Source organism: Vibrio limimangrovi (genome assembly GCF_054064025.1).
In genome coordinates this window covers 448,582-468,013 of record NZ_JBSUGF010000008.1, presented here as the reverse complement: position 1 = coordinate 468,013, position 19,432 = coordinate 448,582, and the positions used below count along the sequence as shown (strand labels likewise).

General features: G+C 44.2%; 18 protein-coding genes. 5 read left to right on the top strand and 13 right to left on the bottom strand.

The window, feature by feature from the left end; translation table 11 throughout:
• Positions 1-74: 74 nt before the first annotated feature.
• Complete coding sequence (locus ACWYU8_RS12900) at positions 75-269, bottom strand: hypothetical protein (protein WP_457519996.1); 195 nt, start codon at positions 267-269, stop codon at positions 75-77.
• 86 nt (positions 270-355) lie between these two features.
• Here ACWYU8_RS12900 and ACWYU8_RS12895 point away from each other — a divergent pair, with 86 nt between their 5' ends.
• From ACWYU8_RS12895 to ACWYU8_RS12880, 4 genes are all read left to right on the top strand, one after another.
• The gene (locus ACWYU8_RS12895) at positions 356-1,042 is read left to right on the top strand and encodes a DNA-3-methyladenine glycosylase I (RefSeq protein ID WP_457519994.1); all 687 of its coding nucleotides are present in this window, start codon (positions 356-358) and stop codon (positions 1,040-1,042) included.
• Positions 1,043-1,424: 382 nt separating this feature from the next.
• Positions 1,425-3,164: an ABC transporter transmembrane domain-containing protein gene (locus ACWYU8_RS12890; RefSeq protein WP_457519993.1), complete on the top strand. Its 1,740-nt coding sequence runs from the start codon at positions 1,425-1,427 to the stop codon at positions 3,162-3,164.
• Between the two features lie 3 nt (positions 3,165-3,167).
• Entirely contained in the window at positions 3,168-4,946 is a 1,779-nt protein-coding gene (locus ACWYU8_RS12885; protein ID WP_457519991.1) for an ABC transporter transmembrane domain-containing protein, read from the top strand.
• A gap of 222 nt (positions 4,947-5,168) precedes the next feature.
• Complete coding sequence (locus tag ACWYU8_RS12880) at positions 5,169-5,717, top strand: MSHA operon transcriptional regulator (protein ID WP_457519989.1); 549 nt, start codon at positions 5,169-5,171, stop codon at positions 5,715-5,717.
• 227 nt (positions 5,718-5,944) lie between these two features.
• On the opposite strand, the gene ACWYU8_RS12875 is transcribed toward ACWYU8_RS12880, so the two are convergent.
• The 4 genes from ACWYU8_RS12875 to ACWYU8_RS12860 all read right to left on the bottom strand — a co-directional run bounded on the left by ACWYU8_RS12875 (position 5,945) and on the right by ACWYU8_RS12860 (position 9,786).
• The gene (locus tag ACWYU8_RS12875; protein ID WP_457519987.1) at positions 5,945-6,163 is read right to left on the bottom strand and encodes a hypothetical protein; all 219 of its coding nucleotides are present in this window, start codon (positions 6,161-6,163) and stop codon (positions 5,945-5,947) included.
• A 118-nt stretch (positions 6,164-6,281) separates the two neighbouring features.
• Positions 6,282-7,394, bottom strand: coding sequence for an HD-GYP domain-containing protein (locus tag ACWYU8_RS12870; RefSeq protein ID WP_457519985.1), 1,113 nt, complete (start codon positions 7,392-7,394; stop codon positions 6,282-6,284).
• Positions 7,395-7,636: 242 nt separating this feature from the next.
• A complete protein-coding gene (locus ACWYU8_RS12865; RefSeq protein WP_457519983.1) occupies positions 7,637-8,842 on the bottom strand; it encodes an aromatic amino acid transport family protein in 1,206 nt (401 codons plus the stop codon).
• A gap of 341 nt (positions 8,843-9,183) precedes the next feature.
• Positions 9,184-9,786: a 2OG-Fe(II) oxygenase gene (locus ACWYU8_RS12860; RefSeq protein WP_457519981.1), complete on the bottom strand. Its 603-nt coding sequence runs from the start codon at positions 9,784-9,786 to the stop codon at positions 9,184-9,186.
• 276 nt (positions 9,787-10,062) lie between these two features.
• Here ACWYU8_RS12860 and ACWYU8_RS12855 point away from each other — a divergent pair, with 276 nt between their 5' ends.
• Positions 10,063-11,025, top strand: coding sequence for a LysR family transcriptional regulator (locus ACWYU8_RS12855; protein WP_457519979.1), 963 nt, complete (start codon positions 10,063-10,065; stop codon positions 11,023-11,025).
• Between the two features lie 717 nt (positions 11,026-11,742).
• Here the strand turns inward: ACWYU8_RS12855 and ACWYU8_RS12850 are convergent.
• The 8 genes from ACWYU8_RS12850 to ureC form a co-directional block, all read right to left on the bottom strand.
• Complete coding sequence (locus tag ACWYU8_RS12850) at positions 11,743-12,216, bottom strand: response regulator (protein WP_457519977.1); 474 nt, start codon at positions 12,214-12,216, stop codon at positions 11,743-11,745.
• Positions 12,203-13,540 (bottom strand): ATP-binding protein, encoded by a 1,338-nt coding sequence (locus ACWYU8_RS12845; protein ID WP_457519975.1) that lies wholly within the window; start codon positions 13,538-13,540, stop codon positions 12,203-12,205. Before ACWYU8_RS12845 ends, ACWYU8_RS12850 begins: the two co-directional genes overlap by 14 nt.
• Before the next feature lie 3 nt (positions 13,541-13,543).
• Positions 13,544-14,962: an SLC13 family permease gene (locus tag ACWYU8_RS12840; RefSeq protein ID WP_457520193.1), complete on the bottom strand. Its 1,419-nt coding sequence runs from the start codon at positions 14,960-14,962 to the stop codon at positions 13,544-13,546.
• A gap of 385 nt (positions 14,963-15,347) precedes the next feature.
• The gene (locus ACWYU8_RS12835) at positions 15,348-15,878 is read right to left on the bottom strand and encodes a HupE/UreJ family protein (RefSeq protein WP_457519973.1); all 531 of its coding nucleotides are present in this window, start codon (positions 15,876-15,878) and stop codon (positions 15,348-15,350) included.
• Positions 15,879-15,889: 11 nt separating this feature from the next.
• Positions 15,890-16,531: an urease accessory protein UreG gene (gene ureG, locus ACWYU8_RS12830; protein ID WP_444492552.1), complete on the bottom strand. Its 642-nt coding sequence runs from the start codon at positions 16,529-16,531 to the stop codon at positions 15,890-15,892.
• A 2-nt stretch (positions 16,532-16,533) separates the two neighbouring features.
• Positions 16,534-17,196: an urease accessory protein UreF gene (locus ACWYU8_RS12825; RefSeq protein ID WP_457519971.1), complete on the bottom strand. Its 663-nt coding sequence runs from the start codon at positions 17,194-17,196 to the stop codon at positions 16,534-16,536.
• Positions 17,196-17,684: an urease accessory protein UreE gene (gene ureE / locus ACWYU8_RS12820; RefSeq protein ID WP_457519969.1), complete on the bottom strand. Its 489-nt coding sequence runs from the start codon at positions 17,682-17,684 to the stop codon at positions 17,196-17,198. The genes ACWYU8_RS12825 and ureE overlap by 1 nt, the downstream gene beginning before the upstream one ends.
• A 28-nt stretch (positions 17,685-17,712) precedes the next feature.
• A complete protein-coding gene (gene ureC / locus ACWYU8_RS12815) occupies positions 17,713-19,419 on the bottom strand; it encodes an urease subunit alpha (protein ID WP_457519967.1) in 1,707 nt (568 codons plus the stop codon).
• Positions 19,420-19,432: the final 13 nt, after the last annotated feature.

Genomic DNA, 19,432 nt, shown 5'->3' with positions numbered 1-19,432 from the left:
AATGTTTTCTCAAGCATACAAAGCCCTTCATCGTTAAGGGCTTTGTTGTATCTGAACGCGCTATAAAGTACGTATTAATTCAACTCAGTCGTGATGACGACGTCTCGCGTTTCATTATCCATATCGCTAATGCCAACCACTGAGACTTCTCTATCCGAAAGCGTCTCAATCAGACTGTCTTCTAACCCGCCATCAGCTAACCAAGAGTAAAATCTATCTGCTATACGTTCCGAACCTTCTCCAACAAACGTTAATGTGACCTTCTTCATTTGTGACACTCCATGAATTTACGATTCAGCCACTTAAGCGTAGTATGTTTGCCAAACATCGACATCCACTAAGGCTAACTTCTTTTATGAGTATCGAAAAATTTGACGCTATTTATCAACGAGCAGCGGAACGTAAAGGCGGTGCCGACCAACTTGAAGCACTACTTACGCTCCCTTTGAGTAAAGAAGAAATAGCAGCGATTCCAGACGACCGTTGGTTAGCAGCATTTTCAATGAAAGTATTTCAGAGCGGCATATCCTGGAGTGTTGTACGTAAAAAATGGCCTGGCTTTGAAGAAGTCTTCTTTGGCTTCCAGATAGAACCGCTGCTTATGCTCTCTGACGAACAATGGGAAACCAAGTCAACCGACGAACGCATTATTCGCCATCACGCTAAAGTGATGTCGATTCCGGCTAACGCCCGTATGATTCATGAAGCAAAAATCGAATATGGCTCATTCGGTAAAATGGTGGCTGATTGGCCTCAGGAAAAAATCACTGAGCTTTGGGCTTATCTGAAAAAACATGGCAATCGCTTAGGTGGTAATACCGGACCATACACATTACGCCAAATGGGCGCAGATACGTTCATTCTGTCTAACGATGTAGAGGCTTATCTTCGAAATTGTAAGATCATTGAAGGTGGTAAAGACACCAAAAAATCTCTTGAGGCCGCAACCATAGCTTTTATGCAGTGGCAACAAGAGAGTAACCAAAGCTTGACGGAAATCAGTCAAATCATCGCGTTTAGTACCGGTGATAACCGAGTTTAGCTCACAGGTTACCCTTAAACTTAGCTCGGTTTAACTACTCACAGTTTCCGAGCTGAATTATTTCCTATATCTTTACACTGTTCTTATCAATACATGAAAAACTGCGCTCTGCTACGCATTTTTCGCACCATTAAACCTATATTTTATCCCTTTGATGTCTTATTTGTTATAAACAAGCTGAAAATGCAAGTTAACATTAATTTCACATAATCTTGTTACACTGCCGGGTTGCAGTAAGAATGCGAGTAATTCTGTAGAGCATATATTCAAAATCAATACAATCTATCGTTTTTGTCTGTGCTCAATATTTGTGCTTGTAAACTTTCCATTTCGCTCAATAATGGTTCCATAATAATTTCAATAAATTAAGTTGGGAGGCGTAATGAAAATTTTCTGGCAGCTGCGTTGGTATTTCAAACAAAAATGGAAACACTACGTAGGCTCAATTTTACTGTTGGCAATGATTTCAGTCCTCCAACTAATACCGCCAAAAGCGGTGGGCGTTATCGTTGATGGTGTGGTTGATAACACTTTAGAAACAAGCACGTTAATTATGTGGTTGTTAGGCCTTACTTCCATATTTGTCATAATCTATGTCTGTAGAATTCTGTGGCGTATTTGGCTGTTTGGAGCAAGTTGGGAGCTAGGTACTATCCTGCGTAACAAGCTCTACCGTCACCTTTCAACACAACCCCCGCGCTTTTTTGAACGTTACAAAACCGGCGACTTAATGGCACGTGGTACCAATGATGTCAGAAACATTGTAATGACCGCTGGCGAAGGTGTTCTCACCGCTGCGGACTCTTTCATTACTGGTATTGCTGTACTTATTGTTATGGTAACTCAAGTTAGCTGGAAACTAACCGTAATGGCATTACTGCCGATGCCGTTTCTTGCCATCATCATTTTCTATATTGTACGAATTCTCCATCAGCGCTTTCGTATCGCTCAGGAAGCATTCTCTACGATGTCAGACATGACTCAAGAGTCGTTAAACGGCATCCGTATGCTGCGTGCTTTCGGATTAGAGAAACAAGAACAACAACGTTTTGAAGATGTTGTTGACGATACGGGCGCAAAGAATATCGCTGTAGCCCGTGTGGATGCTCGCTTCGACCCTGCCATTCAGCTGACTATCGGCGTGTCGTTTTTGCTGAGTGTTGCTTCAGGTGCGTATCTTGTCGATAAGGGAGAAATTTCTCTTGGTGACTTAACCGCTTTCACTATGTATCTCGGATTAATGATTTGGCCAATGCTGGCGTTTGCTTTCCTGTTCAACATATTAGAGCGTGGATCGGCAGCATGGAATCGACTGCAAGAAATCTTCGACGAGCAACCTGAAATTGTCAGTGGTAACACCCCGCTACAAGATAAACCTTTACCACTGCAAATTAATATTGATACGTTTCATTGGTCAACCGATCTGCCTCCAGCCCTTGCAGACATTAATGTGACGCTGGAACCGGGAAAAATGCTTGGCATCGCAGGCCCTGTAGGGAGCGGTAAATCAACGTTACTGACGCTTCTTCTCCGTCAGCACGATTTGGAAAATGGCACAATTACATTTGGTGATGTGTCGATCAAAAACGCACTGTTGCCACAATGGCGAAATCGATTCGCCGTGGTGAATCAGAGCCCGTTCCTTTTCTCGAAGTCGATCTTCGACAACATCGCATTAGGAAACCCAACAGCGTCCAAAGAGGAAGTGTATCGAGCGGCAAAACTGGCTTGTATTCACGACGACATAGAAAAGTTTCCGGACGGATACAACACCGAAGTTGGTGAGAAAGGCATTACTCTTTCAGGTGGTCAGAAGCAGCGTATTGCGATTGCACGAGCCATGTTACTCAATGCACCAATACTTGTGCTGGATGACGCTTTGTCTGCCGTCGATGGGCGTACAGAGCACCAAATTCTGAAAAACCTTGAAACACACTATCGTGATCAAGCCTTAATTGTGATTGCGCACCGTTTAACTGCACTCAAAGCCGCAGATGAGATCATCGTTCTTAATCACGGCCATATTACGGAGCGAGGTCGTCATAAACAATTGGAACACAACCAAGGTTGGTACGCAGAAATGTTACAGTACCAAAAACTAGAACAGGCTATGGAGGAGTAACAGATGAAACAGACGAGCACACTCAAGCGGTTGTTGTCTTATCCATTGTCTCAGCCAAAACCTATGCTCAAGGGATTAGGTCTGCTGTTTATCGCTGCGTTAGCTAGTGCTGGTGGTCCATGGTTGATTCAGTATTTTATCGATGAACACATTGCCAAAGGTGATTACTCGCAAAGCGTGTTGATCACGCTGGCCGCTGGTTACATTTCGCTTCAGGTCATTTCGGCGACTTTCCAATACTTTCAGTCACTGCAATTTAGTATTGTCGCAACCAACACCATTAAAACGATTCGTAAACAAGTATTTTCCGGAGTAATCAAGCAACCCCTCTCTGCTTTCGATTACACTCCGGCAGGCAAACTGGTATCTCGAATCACCAACGATACTGAATCGCTCCAGCAGTTTTATGAGCTTTTAATTGCGACGGTGGTAAAAAATGCAGTGATGATCATCGTGATGTTGGGAGTCATGTTCTTTATGAGCTGGCAACTTACGCTCGTCGTTATCGTACTGTTGCCAATTGTGATTGGTTTTATGTATCTGTTTAAGCAGCTCAGTACAGAAAGTTACCGCAGAATGCGCGACTTACTCACTGACATCAACGCTAACTTAAGTGAATCAATACAAGGGATGAGTGTTGTACAGTTGATGCAACAAGAAAAACGTTTTAACCAGCAGTTTAACGAACTCACTGCCGAGCACTTGGTTGCGTCTAAAAAAGTCATCCGACTGAACGGATATTTATTACGCCCTCTTATGGACTTGTTAGCAGGCCTGGCGTTGTTGAGTTTAGTCGCTATTTTTGGTTTCAATGGCGTTGATATGATTGGTGTTGGTGTGCTTTATGCGTTCATCAGTTATCTGGGGCGAGTTACTGAGCCTTTGATTGAAATGACTCAACAACTCGCTCTTTTGCAACAAGCACTAGTATCGAGTGAGCGAGTGTTCGAACTTATCGACGCAAAAGAACAGACATACGGCGATGATAATCGAGAACTCAAAACGGGTGCTATCGAGATAAAAAACCTGACATTTAGCTACGATGGTAAACAGGATGTATTAAAAGACATCTCGATAAAAGCAGACCACCAAGACTTCATCGCACTCGTTGGCCATACAGGCAGTGGTAAAAGTACCCTAGCCTCGCTTCTAATGGGTTTCTATCCGACTGAAATTGGTCACTTGCTGATTGATGACCGCCCACTAAATACGCTCGCGAAACATGTACTTCGTAAAGACGTGGCGATGGTTCAACAAGATCCTCATATTCTTCCGGAATCAGTTCGCGAGAACATTTCTCTGGGGCGTGTGGTGAAGGATTCAGAGATATGGGATGCCTTAGAGAAGGTCGGTTTATCGGAACAAATCCGCCGTTACCCTAACGGATTGGATACTCAGTTAGGTCAAGGGGAAACCAACCTTTCGGCAGGTCAGAAGCAGCTGCTTGCTTTGGCTCGCGTATTGGTAGCGAAACCTAAGATTCTCATACTGGATGAAGCTACGGCAAACATTGACTCGGGTACTGAAGCGTTGATTCAAAAGAGCCTGTCGGTATTACGTCAAAATATGACTTTAGTCGTGATTGCTCATCGACTCTCTACGATTTTGGATGCCGACCAAATTGTCGTTCTGCATCATGGTGATTTGGTTGAGCAAGGGACGCACAAATCGCTGCTTAAGCAAAATGGACGCTACGCACAGATGTACCAGTTACAGCAAGCGAGCAGACACCTGCAAGAAATTGTGGATGAAGACGCCAGTCAATTAGAAGAGGCTGTTTGAAAAATACGCCCGTAAATGTTGTACGGGCGTGCTATTTAGCGCTACATACCTTCACAATCTGCATTTATTTTCTATTTCCTCACCGATTATTGACATAACCCCTCGCTAAGTGACGCGATGTCGTTGTAAAATCGTCAATAAATTCAGCCAGTCTAATAATTAGTGCTCGATAGGCTGGTAATTTCTTTCTAATTTTGCATATTAATCTCATGACCAAAGTCCATGGATAAAGATAAGTTTACTAATATTTATCGTTTGCCAGGTTCGATTCAAATTCGTATTGGTAAATGGCAAAAAACGTTTCGCGGAACTTCTGATTTAGTATTACATCAGGCGCTGATGGAACGTAACAAGCAATTTAAGAAGCCAGACTTTCTTCCAAAGGGCTGGTGCATTACTCCTATTGATGAAAAAGACATCTCCATTACACATCACGGCAAATACATTCAGACCGTCATGAGAACTATGCTAGACAGAAAAGTGTCTTATAAAAGACTGTTTCTTTCACGCATGAGTGAAGACAAAGCTGAACAAGTGCTTCGTGAGTACAAACTGGAGTGGGTTTCAAAACACAATCAAATTGCCAAAAAATACAACCAAATAAAGAAAAAGCAGTACGCCAACTTCGCGAGAGAAGAGGAGGAAACACTCTACCCTTCAATTCCGAAAGGCGAGTTTGATAAGTCACTGTGGAATAAGCTGGTTGTTTCTTCATTTGGTCCAGAGAAGAAATACAAAAACCCGCACTACGTGCGTAAAGCCGACTTTTAATATCACTCGATGGTTAGCAGTGGCAATTCTTTGTCACTGCACTTATCTGAATAGCATCCTTAACTGACAAAAGCCTTAGCGGGTTTAAAAACACCCCAAAATCTCTCACCTTCTAATTTTCTGTATTGCTACCAGACGACATTCCCCGAGCTATTCTTAGCTCATCAGTAAGAGTTACGCTGCGGCGTAAGAAAAACAGGATAAAGCCGCAGCTTTGATAGATAGGATTAGTGACGAGATTCTGCGCTAAACTCCACTTCTTTGTAGATATCAGCTAATGATTTTTTATCTTGCCTGCCTTTAGCTGAACGCGATCTCTTTGGTTGATAATGATACTCTTGCTCCTGTAATGCGTGTTCATGCTCTTTGGCTGACTCCACAAACTCAGGATTCGCGAGTGCTTGTTGGCGTAAGCGGTTTACTCTTTCTAGGGTTTCCCACAACATACTTCACCTCCAAACGTAATCTAAACCACAATACTGTATGTGCGTACAGTATTGTTTATAAAATCCTACTCGTCAATATCTCTTCTCCTTTAAATTAAACGATAAGCTGAACCCGATCTCAGTTAGCACAATGCTCTGGAAATTTCTGGATAATTTGTTTTAGATACATTTGGTGCTCACGTAAGACATTGACACACTCACCAGACAATAAGCCTTCGTGCACCCATTTCTCCAATTCAATGAGTGCATATGGAATTGACCATGCCTGACGATTTGGATGATGGGTTGTTAATACGTCGAAGGCGTTCGCAACCGCAACAATCTGAGCAGCGATCGGAATATCTTTCTCTTCTAACCCATACGGATAACCAGAACCATTTAAGTTTTCATACTGGTAAGTCACTATTTGCATGAACAGCACTACGCTCGGATGCACAGGACTACCAACTCGGGCTACTATGTCGTCAGCAGACTCAATACACTGCTCAATATGGCTGATAAGTATCGCTTTTTGATCCGCAGAAAAATGATTACGGCCGCAGGCAATATCGGGTGGCAGGCGTCGATCACTCACAGCGTGGAATTGAGCAAAAATACCAATTTGCTCGACGATTTCATCCGTCAAATGATGATGTTCAGCAACTCTGGAACCGATCAAATAAGCGTAGAGTCTCATTCGTCTGGAGTGCGCGTAACATTCCGGACAGTAGCCAGGCATCATGCATTGTTTCCTGTCTGCGAATCTTTCGATCTCTTGCACTACGTGATCTTCGGACTCAACAGCAAACTCAACCATATCAAAGTACGGTTTTAGGCTATCTAATGCTTCTAATGTAAACGCGTGTGGTTGAATCGAATTTAAAAAGACGAAGCCAGAAAACAGTTCATGTTCATAGCAAGGAATGGCAGCAGATGAACGATAGCCATGTTCCAGTAAGATTTTAACTCGTTCACTTTGACCAACCTCGTATAGATCATCGACGATACGAGGCACCCCGTTTTGAGCCGCGATAAAGAGGTTAGGAAGTTTACGCAAGTGGGTCTCATAGTGAGCTAAATCCCAGTGATCAAACTCGGTATCTGCAAAAGATTTAAGCAGATCTTGTTTGGGGTGATATTTTGCAAAGGACACCCTATCGATACATGGCAAATGTGCCTGCATCCTATTTTTCAGCGCTTGCAGTTGCTCGTTCAGTGGCTTTGCAAACGGGTAAAAACTACGGTGTGCCATTCTCCAGCTCCCCAGTCAAATAAGATACCAGGTGAAAAAGCTCCTTATTATCAGCAATTTTTCTGTTATCAGAGCAAATTTTCTCCACTCATATTTTTGATACACCACAACATAAGTGTACGAAATAAAGTTAGATTTTCGCCAATTTTTTCAGGGACTATATTTAACTAACTTGATCCACATTAAAAAAGCCAACGAGTATGACTCATTGGCTTTTGGAAGTATCTGAGAAATGGAAGAAATTAACCTAGTGCTGGTAGAACTCCAAGCGTGATTAAAAGTTGTGCTACCACTATTCCAGTGCCTACGATACCTGTAAGAACTAACGCGCCCTGCCCACCAGCCACACGATAATTGCCCTCAAAGTCCTCAGAGCGACGAACCTTGATTACCATCACCAAAGGCAAAAATATGGCGAGAATAGCGAGCGCAATCGCAGCGTAACCTAGCGCCATTATAAACCCTTGTGGGTAAAACAGAGCGAAGCCCAATGGCGGAGTAAACGTAATCAACGCAGCTAACAAACGATTTGGCTTATCACTGCTACCCTTAATCGTGTCACCCAGAAACTCAAATAAACCCAGACTCACACCAAGAAAAGAAGTCAGTAGCGCGAGGTCAGCGAATACACCAACAATATTCCCCAGATTAGATTGGTGAACCGTCTGTGACAGCTGGCCGATAAGAGCGCTCAAGCCGCCATTTTCGATCAAGGTATCCTGGCTGACCACGCCTAAAGTAACGATCTGCCAGAAGATGTAAATAACCAGTGGAATGGTCGATCCGATAAGTACCGCTTTACGTAGCGATGAAGTATCTCCATCGAGATAGTTCACAATTGCAGGGATACTGCCATGAAAACCAAAAGAGGTAAAAATCACTGGAATCGCTGCAACAATAAGACCCTGCTCAATTGGCATACTCAATAAGTAAGATTGGGTCACGTTTGGTGCTAAGAAAAACAATACTGCGACCATCGAAAGCAGCTTCATTGAAAATAATACGCGGTTAACTTTATCCACCGTACCCGTTCCAATAGTGACAACCAACGTAACGATAAGAGTGAAGATAATGGTTGATGTTGATCCTGAAATATCAAAACCAAACCACTGCGTTAATCGCTCGCCAAATTGAGCTCCACCGCCAGCGATATATGCTGCGCACAATGAGTAGAATAAAAATAGCATCGCGAAACTGGCGACCCACTTCCCCTTCTGACCGAGAATTTGTTTAGCCAGAGTGTGAAGCGTCGCGCTACTCTCAGCGTATTGATGAAGCTCTAGCATAAGTAGAGCGGTAAATGCCATTAACGCCCACAAACCTAACATAATAGCGATAGAAGCAGAAAAACCGATTCCAGCAGAAGCAAGAGGAAGCGCCAGCATTCCGGCACCAATTGTAGTCCCTGCAATAATTAGGGTACTACCAAACACTTTAGAACGACTCATTGTATATATATCTTTACATCTTATTGGATATTTTCAGCATCAGATCGCTTATCCACCATCGAAACCGACACCATATTTTGTAATGTTGATGATACTGTAGGTTCTTTAGGATAAGAACAAGCGAAGTGTAAGAATAAAAATCCAACCATGTAATATTTTGTTTACACATGAATGTTGGAATATAGAATTCCCATTTCCGCTTAAATAGCCAGCAGTATTGGAATTACGAGGAAAAGCAGGAAAGTGAACTTTTACGATTCGTTCTGTGTGGTCAATCAGCAGCGAGGCGTCGAAGAAAACGCCCCACATGGATTTCTGTAAGCGGAATAGAGCTGCATCAGTTAGCTAGCGATATCTAATAGATTGTCTCTGACGCCATTGATTCGGAACCAACCTGCGATGGAGAATCGCTCTGCATTGGTTGGCAGGACTTCATGTGGAAATTGCTCAGACAAGAACACAAGTAAACGACCTCCACGTGGTGGAATGGTCGCAATTAGGTTGTCGTTTAAGTCATAAACCACTAACTCACCTGCGTCTTGTTCGCTCCAGGATTCATTCAAGTAAAATACGGTGGTTAACCGACGGTTTTCGTTTCCTTTGAAACTATCTAAGTGTTTCTTGTAAAAGTCACCTTGCTCATATTTGGCAAAGTGTGATTCATACTCAAATAAACCTAGGTATAAGTGGCGGTTTGCTTCTTGGCGAATTTCTTCCATCTTACTGAGGTAATCTTTTATTGGCGTTCCCATTTCTGGCTTTAACCACTGAATCTTATCACTACGAATGGAATCTTCGCGTGTAACCTCTTCATTACGACCAATGCGTGCTTTTTTCCAATTATCAGGTATGCAATCTCTCAATTGGGTTACCTCTTCTTCTGATAAAAAGTCATCCCAAATGTAGTATCCATGAGTCGCTATTGCATCGATCAGTTCGTTCATTGTATTTGTTCAATCGTGTTGGTTTTAAGCGTCTATATAAGTAATTCAACCAACAACAACAACTGAGGTTTTTTATCGATACGACAAATTTTAAATCTAGTTAGTTGTCCATGTTTATCAATAGGTAGTAACTCGAAAATAACCATCATCAATCAGCGATGGAAGCTAGAGGCACAAACAGTTTTCAGCCATATGATCCGATATTATTTAAAATATAAATGGAATCGATTACATAATTACTGTTAACCTAGATAAAAATAAAACGAAATTGAACCCATGGACTACATTACTCTATCCAGAATCAGCTTAAAGCATCTTACTGTTTTACATATGTTGCTGACGACTCATAGTGTTACTCAAGCAGCTGAGAGACTTTGTGTCACTCCTTCCAGCGTGAGTAAAACGCTCAGCCAACTGCGTGAAACGCTGAAAGACGAGCTGTTTTACCGAGATGGCACACGTCTTGTACCGACGCCATTTGCGATAAATATTGGACCTTCGGTTCATGGTATTTTGGCCAGTATGAACGGTTTGCTGCATCAGGGGTCATTTAATCCAGCCTATTACCAGGGCAGCTTTTCAATCGCAATGCGTGAAAGCTCGTTTGAGTTATTTGCACCTGTCTTACAGAACTTGTCGAAACAACTTGGAAACCACGCCGAACTCAATGTTCATTCGAAAGATGAAATGAGCTTCGACGCGTTAATCCGAGGTCAGATTGATTTTTTGCTGCTTCCACATGATCTAAGTCAGCCCCCTACTCATAACAAAGACCTTGTTTGGCAAACAATATTAAAAGATGAACTGATCTGCTTGATGGGCGCTTCAAATCCTCTTGCACAAAACCCACTTACGATCGAAAGGTATCTTTGTGCAAGGCACATCGGTATTCACGATAAGGATCTTGCCCGGCCATACTTCGAGCAAAACCTGCAACAGAGACACCATAAACGTAATCTCGCTATGCGTGTGGCGGACTTTGGGTCAGCGGCGGTGATGTGTCATCACTCTGACTACTTGTTTACCTGCTCCAAACGCTGGGCTAGAGCCGCACTACAAACGAAAGAATTAGTCGAACATCCACTTCCATTTGATTTTGGCCAAGTGTCTTATAGTTTGGTTTGGAATAAAGCGAGCTTGAATGATCCGGCTTTACGTTGGCTTAAACAGCAACTGCTTGACGCCTGTCAATTACTGGACGCAAGTGAGGCCTTAAAAATAAGCTCAAGTGATCATTGAAAAACAGAGCTATGAAGAGTAGTACTGGTTGCGCAGTCGGCATGTTGAAAAAAGATATGCAAGGTAGATTCCCCACCGGATACCATTACAACGCAGTAAGTACGTTGTGACGTCATCAAATCGAACACTGTAAAACAGAGTAGCCCATCATTTTTTAATTTAGATTGGTTCTGAGCTATTTCTACACAATGAACGCAGTGGGTGCACTCCTTTTTAAGCCAAACAACGTTGTTGCTATTTATCAGCAGTTTTATTGAAACTACTCGCACAGTTTACTCCTTCTGATGTATTGCCACTAATGAAAAAAAACAAACACACCCTTTCCAATCTAGAAATAAGTAAAGGCTAATTTAGCTATACCTTTCATTAAAACCCCCTACTATCTCAATTCGTCCCTTTTAGACTTAAGCAAACAAAGTTTTACTCATTATTTCACATAGTTAATTAAGTCTTAAATGAGAAACCCACTAGTAGAAAAACTGAACTATCACGCTCCGCCATGTCAGTAATCTTCGGTGACATCCAACAATTAGCGCTATTTTGGAGTACCATAAACAGGCATAATGCGTAGGAATAGTACGACATATTTCCAAAATAGAAATAAGTAACTCAACGTTGATGTAGCGGTTTTGTTTCCAAACGATAAGGGATTAACACAGCTACGATCTTGATATCGTAGCCGTGATAGAAGTTAATTTTGAATCAAGGCAGAGTGTGTTACCTAAGTCGTTCCAGAACCACACTTTGATCAAGATGTTCATGGTATTGCGTGTAATCAAGCCCCATATCGAAGATGTATTTCGTCACTAGGTTTCTCACGCATTCAACCAACTGATTTGCCTGCCACGGTTTCTCGAAATAGCGATCAATACCAGCCATGTTTATCGCATTGATGGTATCTGTATGTGTTGCTTGCCCCGTGAGTAGTACCTTTCTGGTATGAGTGAAACGGCTGTCTTTCGAAATCTCTGCGAGAAATTCAACCCCCGTTTTTCCTGGCATAACATGATCCGAGATAACCAATGCAATCATCTCACCTTCTGCATCAAGTTCATCCATTAGTTCCAACGCTTCATCCGCCGACTCACAATCCTCAATGTTCAACCACTGAGTCAATGACTCTAAATCAAGCAAAACCGCGCTTAACACCTCTCGTTGGTCATCAACGCAAATTAAATTAAGCTTCTCCATGTTCACCCTCTACCGGTAATTTGATTCTAAAAATAGTTTTATCACTGTCACTCTTCACAACAACAGAGCCGCCACATCCTGTTACGATGCGTTTTACAATCGACAGCCCCAACCCGAGCCCAAAGGACAACCCACCTTTCTTGGTCGTAAAGTTTGGCTGGAATATTTTTCTGCGCGTTGCTTCGTCTATCTCCGGGCCGTTATTAGCGATAGTCACTAAAATTCTGCCTTTACTGGCGCGCGTTTGTATCTCTATCGTTGGTGATTCAACCTTGATTAATGCATCACACGCATTTTTTATGATGTTTACCCAGATTTGCACCAGCTCTGTTTGTGAGCCAATAAAACGAGGCAGTTCCGCAGGACTGAAGCGAACTTTTACGCGTCTCAAGTCGCTTTGTAGCAACGCAAGCGCTCGGTTGATTGAGTCATTAATGTTCAAAGCTTCGTTAATATCGATATCAGCTCTGCCTAGTTGTTTAACGGAGCGAACAATGCCAACAGTATGTTTAGTCGCCAGACGAAGATCATGAAGATCTCTTCCCATTTGCCAGTATCGAATCGCCTCTTGCGGATTTTTCAGCCAATGCTCTGAGAGATATTCTTCAGGTACCGCACGTGCTAAATCTCTCGCAACGTCTCTGGGTAAACCGTAATATTTTTCGAAATGTTTACCTCGCTTGCGGGCTTCACTAGACGATACTTTCTGCCCTTGCAGCAAACCGAAGTCAAAAAATTGGCTCGCTTCTGGATGCACTTCATCTAACAGTTCCATAATCACCGTTTCCAAACGCTCAGACTTGCTGCTCACGACGCCAATTGCATTGTTGAGCTCGTGAGCGATACCCGCAGCAAGTTGACCCAAGGTTGTCATCTGTTCTGCAGTATGGAGTTTTTGTAGTGCTTTTTCTTTCGCGAGCGCTTCTTCCATCGCTCGATGTTGGCGACGAGATAACTCGTTCACGATGACAGGCATAAACTGCGTTGTTAGAGGCCCGTACTGTGACTCTTCCACCGCCGGCGTACTACGCTCTATCCATGCAAGTTCTGCATTGGTTAGAGCAACCACAGTGGAAGATGCCGTCCATGTTCCAGAAAAGAAGCTATGTACGCCGAGAAATGCGCCCTCAGAGGCAGAGAAAACCTGAATTGGCTTTTTATCTTCTTCGGCAAAGTAGCCGGTTAACTCCCCAGATAGTACAAAATACAGACGATCGTTATGGCCATCTTGTTCAATCAAAACCGAACCCGCCGCTACACTAATGCGACGTTCACTCTGATTAAAATAGCGCTCTACTAACGCATCTAATTTCGTTTCGTACATGGGTTACCCAATGTGTCCTACCGAATGCAGAATCCAGACCATAACAAAGCTTAGCAGTACCCCAATAACACCCAGTACCACGCCGACGCTTGCCATTTGATTACTTTGTACATGGCCAGTGGCGTGCGCCAAGGCATTAGGTGGTGTACTGATCGGCAAAGACATGCCAAGTGATGCAGCAAAAGTAACAACCAAAATTAAGGTGACTTCACCGCCAAGTGGTGTCAGCGATGCCATAGAACTGCCTAATGCCGCCATAATTGGCATTAACAAGTTGGCCGTTGCGGTATGTGACATAAAGTTGGCCATAGCTAAACAAAGGAAAGCCGCGCCAAATAACACCACGTATGGCGAATATTGGTCGAATGGAATACTGTGAACAACTAACTTTGCCAAACCGGTTTTATCAAGCGCCAGCCCAAGGGCGATACCACCAGACACTAACCAAAGCACGTCCCAGGAAATTTTCTTCAAATCTTCTTTATTAATGATGCCGGTTAAAGAGAACACTGCAACCGGAATTAATGCGACCGTGTAAGAGTTCATGCCATGAACCGAGCCCATTAGCCACAAAATTATCGTGCCTGCAAACGTGAAGTACACAATCATTGCTTTTGGCGTTTTTAAAAACTTACTCTTAATATTCAGGTTGATTGTTGTTTGATCCGCTTTGTATAAAGCACCGATAAGAACCCAGGCTAGTGCCATCATGATCACGACAAAAGGCACACCAAACATCATCCATTCACCAAAGGTGATCAGGTTGTCACCGACTAAGTATTTAAGTGCAATCGCGTTAGGTGGTGTACCGATTGGTGTCCCGATACCACCGATGTTAGCCGCCACCGGAATACACAAAGCAAAGGCTATCCTGCCTGGATCTTTCGGCCCGAATACCGCAATCACAGGAGTAAGGATGGATAACATCATTGCGGTCGTTGCCGTGTTAGACATGAACATGGAAAAGATGGCTGTGATCAGCATCAATCCCAGCATAACGTACTTAGGATTTTGTCCAAACGGCTTTAGCAATACACGGGCGAGATTGACATCCAAGCGGTATTTGGTCGCCGCCATAGCTAAGAAGAAACCGCCCAAGAAGAGCATGATGATCGGGCTGGCAAAGGTCGCCATGATCTCGTTATATTGCAGCAAATCACCAAAATGCGGCTGCCCTTCTTGCGTTCGAAACAACACAATCCCTTTATCCGACACCAGCAATAATTCGAGGACGATGATCACTACCGATGTTGCATAAATAGGAATAGGCTCAAACACCCAACAAAGTGCTGCGAGCAAAAATATCGCTATAACGCGCTGTTGAATGATGGTGATGCCGTCAAATGGAAATGCAGACAGAGGCATCAGCCAAACGAGTAACGAAATGACCGTCGGAATAATGTATTTGAGATAAGGACGCATAGTCAACTTCTCTTCCTGAGATGGTGTAAAAACGTTAGGAATTTCATTCATAAGATGGCGTATTAACTTTTCGAATATGTGATTTCTTGAAGATGCTTATCCGAAGGAGATAAAAACGCAGCAAGTTATGACTCCGATAGGGAATTATGCGCACTGTTCAAATACAAAAATTTGGTGTTAGATCAATGAACTTGTATTCACATCCGAAAACATCCGCTAGATGTGTACAAGCTCACTAAATGCGTGTCATAAGCAATAATTTCCGTGATGTCTGACGAAAAATATATTCGTTTCGTCGCTTAAAAAAATAATGCCGACTTTCGTCGGCATACTGATCTTTTAGTCTTGTATAAAAGCGTGGAGACACCCACGACTACAAGGTCATTTATTGATGAGAAAAACGTGATTTTACAACCAGCACTTGTCGAGCGATCATGTACGTTGCACCAATCACCAATGCACTCGCTAGCATCACACCCAAACCAAATTGCGCAAATGCACCTTGTGCTTCAGCGCCCTGAACCAGGCCATGTGACACACTGAATAAAACGATCGCACCCGTTGCGACGACACTCTTAAGGCCACCTTTTTTCAGTGCCATAAACGCTATTGGCAAACCAATTAAAGAACTAGCCACTAACGCTTCTACTGAGGTTGCCGCCGCCCACTCCAAGCCAATGACATACCCGCCGATGATCGCGGCCATAATAACAGCTGAAATTTGACTCGCGCGGCGCAACGCAAATGTTGCCAGGAATAGCCCAATGAGTGCCAGAGCAGAGAGGTGATCCCAACCAGTCAAAGGGTGTAAAAATCCTTGAGAAAAACTGGCCTGCATAGCGTGGCCGGTATGAGCAAAACTGCTCGCACTTACTAATGCCAGACTCGCAGCAAATCCTTTGATTAATCCTTTCATGTCGCTATTCCTTATGCTTCCGTTACTTCAACTTTCACGTCACGCTTTTCCAGCATGCCGCGTTCAACAATAAAATCGATCACTTCCTGTAAACCATCACCACGGATCAGGTTAGTGAACACAAATGGCTTTTCTCCACGCATCTTTTTCGCATCACGATCCATCACTTCCAGAGACGCGTTCACCATCGGAGCAAGGTCAGTTTTATTAATGATTAGCAGATCGGATTTAGTAATACCCGGGCCACCTTTGCGTGGAATTTTATCCCCGGCGCAGACATCAATCACATACAGAGTGAGATCAGATAATTCCGGACTAAACGTCGCGCTTAAGTTATCTCCGCCACTTTCAACCAGTACGAACTCCAGACCAGGATGGCGATCTTGCAGTTCATCAATCGCAGCCAAGTTCATAGATGCATCTTCTCGAATTGCGGTGTGCGGACAGCCGCCCGTCTCCACACCCAAAATACGGTCAGACTCAAGTGCTTCATTACGTAGCAGAAACTCCGCATCTTCTTTGGTGTAAATGTCGTTAGTGACCACCGCTAAATCATAGTGTTGGCGCATGGCTAAACATAACTGACGCAATAACGCCGTTTTTCCTGAGCCAACCGGGCCGCCCACACCAACTCGTAAACATTGTGTACTCATCGTTAACTCCTAAATAATCTTGAATATTGGGTTTCATGCCATGCACAGGCCATCGCAAAGTTCGGTAGAGTCAGCCCTATGGCTTCATCTTCCACCGCAAACCCAGTAGTAATTGCTTGTTCAATTTGTGGCATCAAAGCGATAAGAACGCGTTGCGCTGAGGTCTGCCCCAGCGGTACAGTTTTACATGCCACCGTGATTTGATTCTCCAGCCACGACCAAAGCCACCCCGTCGCTGCTTGCTCTATTGATACGCCAAAGTGCTGGCATGCTTTGGCAAACAACAGCAGATAAGTCATCTTTTTTGCCTGAGGCGGTAATTCCAGTTCTAAGCTCACTAATAAGCGATAAAAGGTTTGCCCGAGCTTTTGCTCTTCCATTACCAGTTCAGCGGTTTCTCTATTAGCCAATAACACCGCTTGCCAATGCTCCAGAGCAACCAAGTCGTTTTTTTGCCACGCTTGATAACAACGCACCAACAGGGGCACTTCCAAATTGGCTTGAGCATGATTGAGTATTGGCTCAAGCCAGGTTTGTAATGTCGCTTCGTCGCTTACCCATTCCAGGTCCACTGCGGTTTCCAACCCCTGGCTATAAGCGAACGCGCCAATAGGCAGGCTTGGGCTGCTCAGGTGCAATAGAGAGAGTAATGACTGTACGTGCATTAGTGACTGTGCTCCCCGTGACCATGATGATGTTCGCTATCTGAGTGGCCGTGATTGTGACCACTTCCGTGATACGCTCCAGATTCTGGATTAAACATCGCTTTATGATGTCGACATTCCAGTCCAAATAACTCAACCATCTCTTCGAGAACGTGATCGGGTTGAAAACGCAGCCAAAGCTCGCCGATTGCCATCGGGACATGACGGTTGCCCATGTGATAGCAGGCTTTGGAAAAAGTTAACCAATCTTTTGCGCTAGCCGTAACAATATCTTCCTCTTGCGCTTCGACCAGAAACACTTTTCCACATTCAGTAAAAAGACAGTCACCATCTTGCAAAACATCACCGCGCGGCAGAAAAACCCCTACATCCATACCAGTCTTGCTTGTAGCTCTAAAGCGCCCACGTTGACGGACTTCATAAGCCAAGACAATGGAGTCATCAATTTCGCCATGATGATGATCGGAGCGACTAATTACTCGGTACATAACAAAATTCCTTCTAAAAACTGAGCACTTAGAACAAGGTGTAACGCTGCGCCAACGGTAACTCGGTGGCTGGGTCGCACGTTAATAGTTCGCCATCCGCGCGAACTTCGTAAGTTTGAGGGTCTACTGTTACTGTCGGCATGTAGTCATTAAGAATCATGTCATTCTTGGTCACACTCCGGCAGTTTTTGCACGCCACCAGTTGGCGCTGCAATCCTAACTTCTCTTTGAGGCCATTTTCACTCGCGGCTTTACTGGTAAAGGTGACAGACGTTGCAGAAGCAGCACTGCCAAAGCCACCAAACATGCGTCGGTAATGAACAGGCTGAGGCGTCGGAATTGACGCGTTCGCGTCTCCCATTGGTGCTGCAGCGATAAAGCCGCCTTTAATAATTAACGCGGGCTTAATGCCAAAGAACGCCGGTTTCCAAAGAACAATATCCGCGAGTTTACCGACTTCAAGTGAACCCACTGTGTGGTCAACGCCATGTGCTATCGCTGGATTAATGGTGTATTTCGCGATGTAGCGTTTAGCACGGAAGTTATCCGCCTGGATCGCTTTGTCTTGATCCAGGTAACCACGTTGAATTTTCATCTTGTGCGCAGTTTGCCAGGTACGGGTAATGACTTCGCCTACTCGCCCCATCGCTTGAGAATCCGACGCAATCATAGAGAATGCACCCAAGTCGTGGAGAATGTCTTCGGCTGCAATGGTTTCTTTACGAATACGTGAATCGGCAAACGCCACATCTTCCGGAATATTCGGGTCAAGGTGGTGACACACCATCAACATATCCAGATGTTCGTCAACGGTATTCACCGTGTAAGGACGTGTTGGGTTGGTTGACGATGGCAATACGTTTGGCTGACCACATGCAACAATAATGTCCGGAGCATGGCCGCCCCCAGCACCTTCGGTATGGTAGGTGTGTATCGTGCGACCTTTGAATGCAGCCAGCGTATCTTCGACAAAACCTGACTCGTTAAGGGTGTCAGTATGAATCGCAACCTGTACGTCGTACTTTTCTGCCACAGATAAACAGTTATCGATCGACGCGGGTGTCGTCCCCCAGTCTTCGTGGAGTTTTAACCCACATGCGCCAGCTTCAATTTGTTCTGCTAACGGCTCAGGCAAACTCGCGTTACCTTTGCCTAAAAAGCCAAAATTCATCGGCATTTGATCAGTACTGCGCAGCATTTGTGCCATGTTCCAGGCACCGGGTGTACAGGTGGTTGCATTCGTGCCGGTCGCAGGGCCTGTCCCGCCACCAATCATGGTCGTGGTACCCGCCATCAAAGCTTCTTCGATTTGTTGCGGGCAGATAAAGTGAATGTGTGCGTCGATGGCACCCGCCGTTACAATGTGACCTTCTCCAGCAATCACTTCGGTGCTCGCGCCAATGTTAATCTTGACTTCAGGTTGAATGTCTTTGTTACCAGCCTTCCCGATGGCCGCAATGTTGCCATCTTTAATACCGATATCCGCTTTTACAATGCCCCAATGGTCAAGAATTAGCGCATTGGTGATGACACAATCCATCACTTCATCTCGACATAACTGGCCTTGTCCCATGCCATCACGAATCACTTTACCACCACCAAATTTCACTTCATCACCGTACACGGTGAAATCCTGCTCCACTTGAATAAATAGCTCAGTGTCGGCGAGGCGAACTTTGTCGCCTACAGTCGGGCCGTACATATCCGCGTAGGCACGACGAGAAATTTCTGCCATTGTTTCGCTCTCC

Coding starts and splice junctions, on each gene's coding strand:
- ACWYU8_RS12900 (WP_457519996.1), bottom strand. CDS start 269: ATGAAGAAGGTCACATTAACGTTTGTTGGAGAAGGTTCGGAACGTATA.
- ACWYU8_RS12895 (WP_457519994.1), top strand. CDS start 356: ATGAGTATCGAAAAATTTGACGCTATTTATCAACGAGCAGCGGAACGT.
- ACWYU8_RS12890 (WP_457519993.1), top strand. CDS start 1,425: ATGAAAATTTTCTGGCAGCTGCGTTGGTATTTCAAACAAAAATGGAAA.
- ACWYU8_RS12885 (WP_457519991.1), top strand. CDS start 3,168: ATGAAACAGACGAGCACACTCAAGCGGTTGTTGTCTTATCCATTGTCT.
- ACWYU8_RS12880 (WP_457519989.1), top strand. CDS start 5,169: ATGGATAAAGATAAGTTTACTAATATTTATCGTTTGCCAGGTTCGATT.
- ACWYU8_RS12875 (WP_457519987.1), bottom strand. CDS start 6,163: ATGTTGTGGGAAACCCTAGAAAGAGTAAACCGCTTACGCCAACAAGCA.
- ACWYU8_RS12870 (WP_457519985.1), bottom strand. CDS start 7,394: ATGGCACACCGTAGTTTTTACCCGTTTGCAAAGCCACTGAACGAGCAA.
- ACWYU8_RS12865 (WP_457519983.1), bottom strand. CDS start 8,842: ATGAGTCGTTCTAAAGTGTTTGGTAGTACCCTAATTATTGCAGGGACT.
- ACWYU8_RS12860 (WP_457519981.1), bottom strand. CDS start 9,786: ATGAACGAACTGATCGATGCAATAGCGACTCATGGATACTACATTTGG.
- ACWYU8_RS12855 (WP_457519979.1), top strand. CDS start 10,063: ATGGACTACATTACTCTATCCAGAATCAGCTTAAAGCATCTTACTGTT.
- ACWYU8_RS12850 (WP_457519977.1), bottom strand. CDS start 12,216: ATGGAGAAGCTTAATTTAATTTGCGTTGATGACCAACGAGAGGTGTTA.
- ACWYU8_RS12845 (WP_457519975.1), bottom strand. CDS start 13,540: ATGTACGAAACGAAATTAGATGCGTTAGTAGAGCGCTATTTTAATCAG.
- ACWYU8_RS12840 (WP_457520193.1), bottom strand. CDS start 14,962: ATGCGTCCTTATCTCAAATACATTATTCCGACGGTCATTTCGTTACTC.
- ACWYU8_RS12835 (WP_457519973.1), bottom strand. CDS start 15,878: ATGAAAGGATTAATCAAAGGATTTGCTGCGAGTCTGGCATTAGTAAGT.
- ureG (WP_444492552.1), bottom strand. CDS start 16,531: ATGAGTACACAATGTTTACGAGTTGGTGTGGGCGGCCCGGTTGGCTCA.
- ACWYU8_RS12825 (WP_457519971.1), bottom strand. CDS start 17,196: ATGCACGTACAGTCATTACTCTCTCTATTGCACCTGAGCAGCCCAAGC.
- ureE (WP_457519969.1), bottom strand. CDS start 17,684: ATGTACCGAGTAATTAGTCGCTCCGATCATCATCATGGCGAAATTGAT.
- ureC (WP_457519967.1), bottom strand. CDS start 19,419: ATGGCAGAAATTTCTCGTCGTGCCTACGCGGATATGTACGGCCCGACT.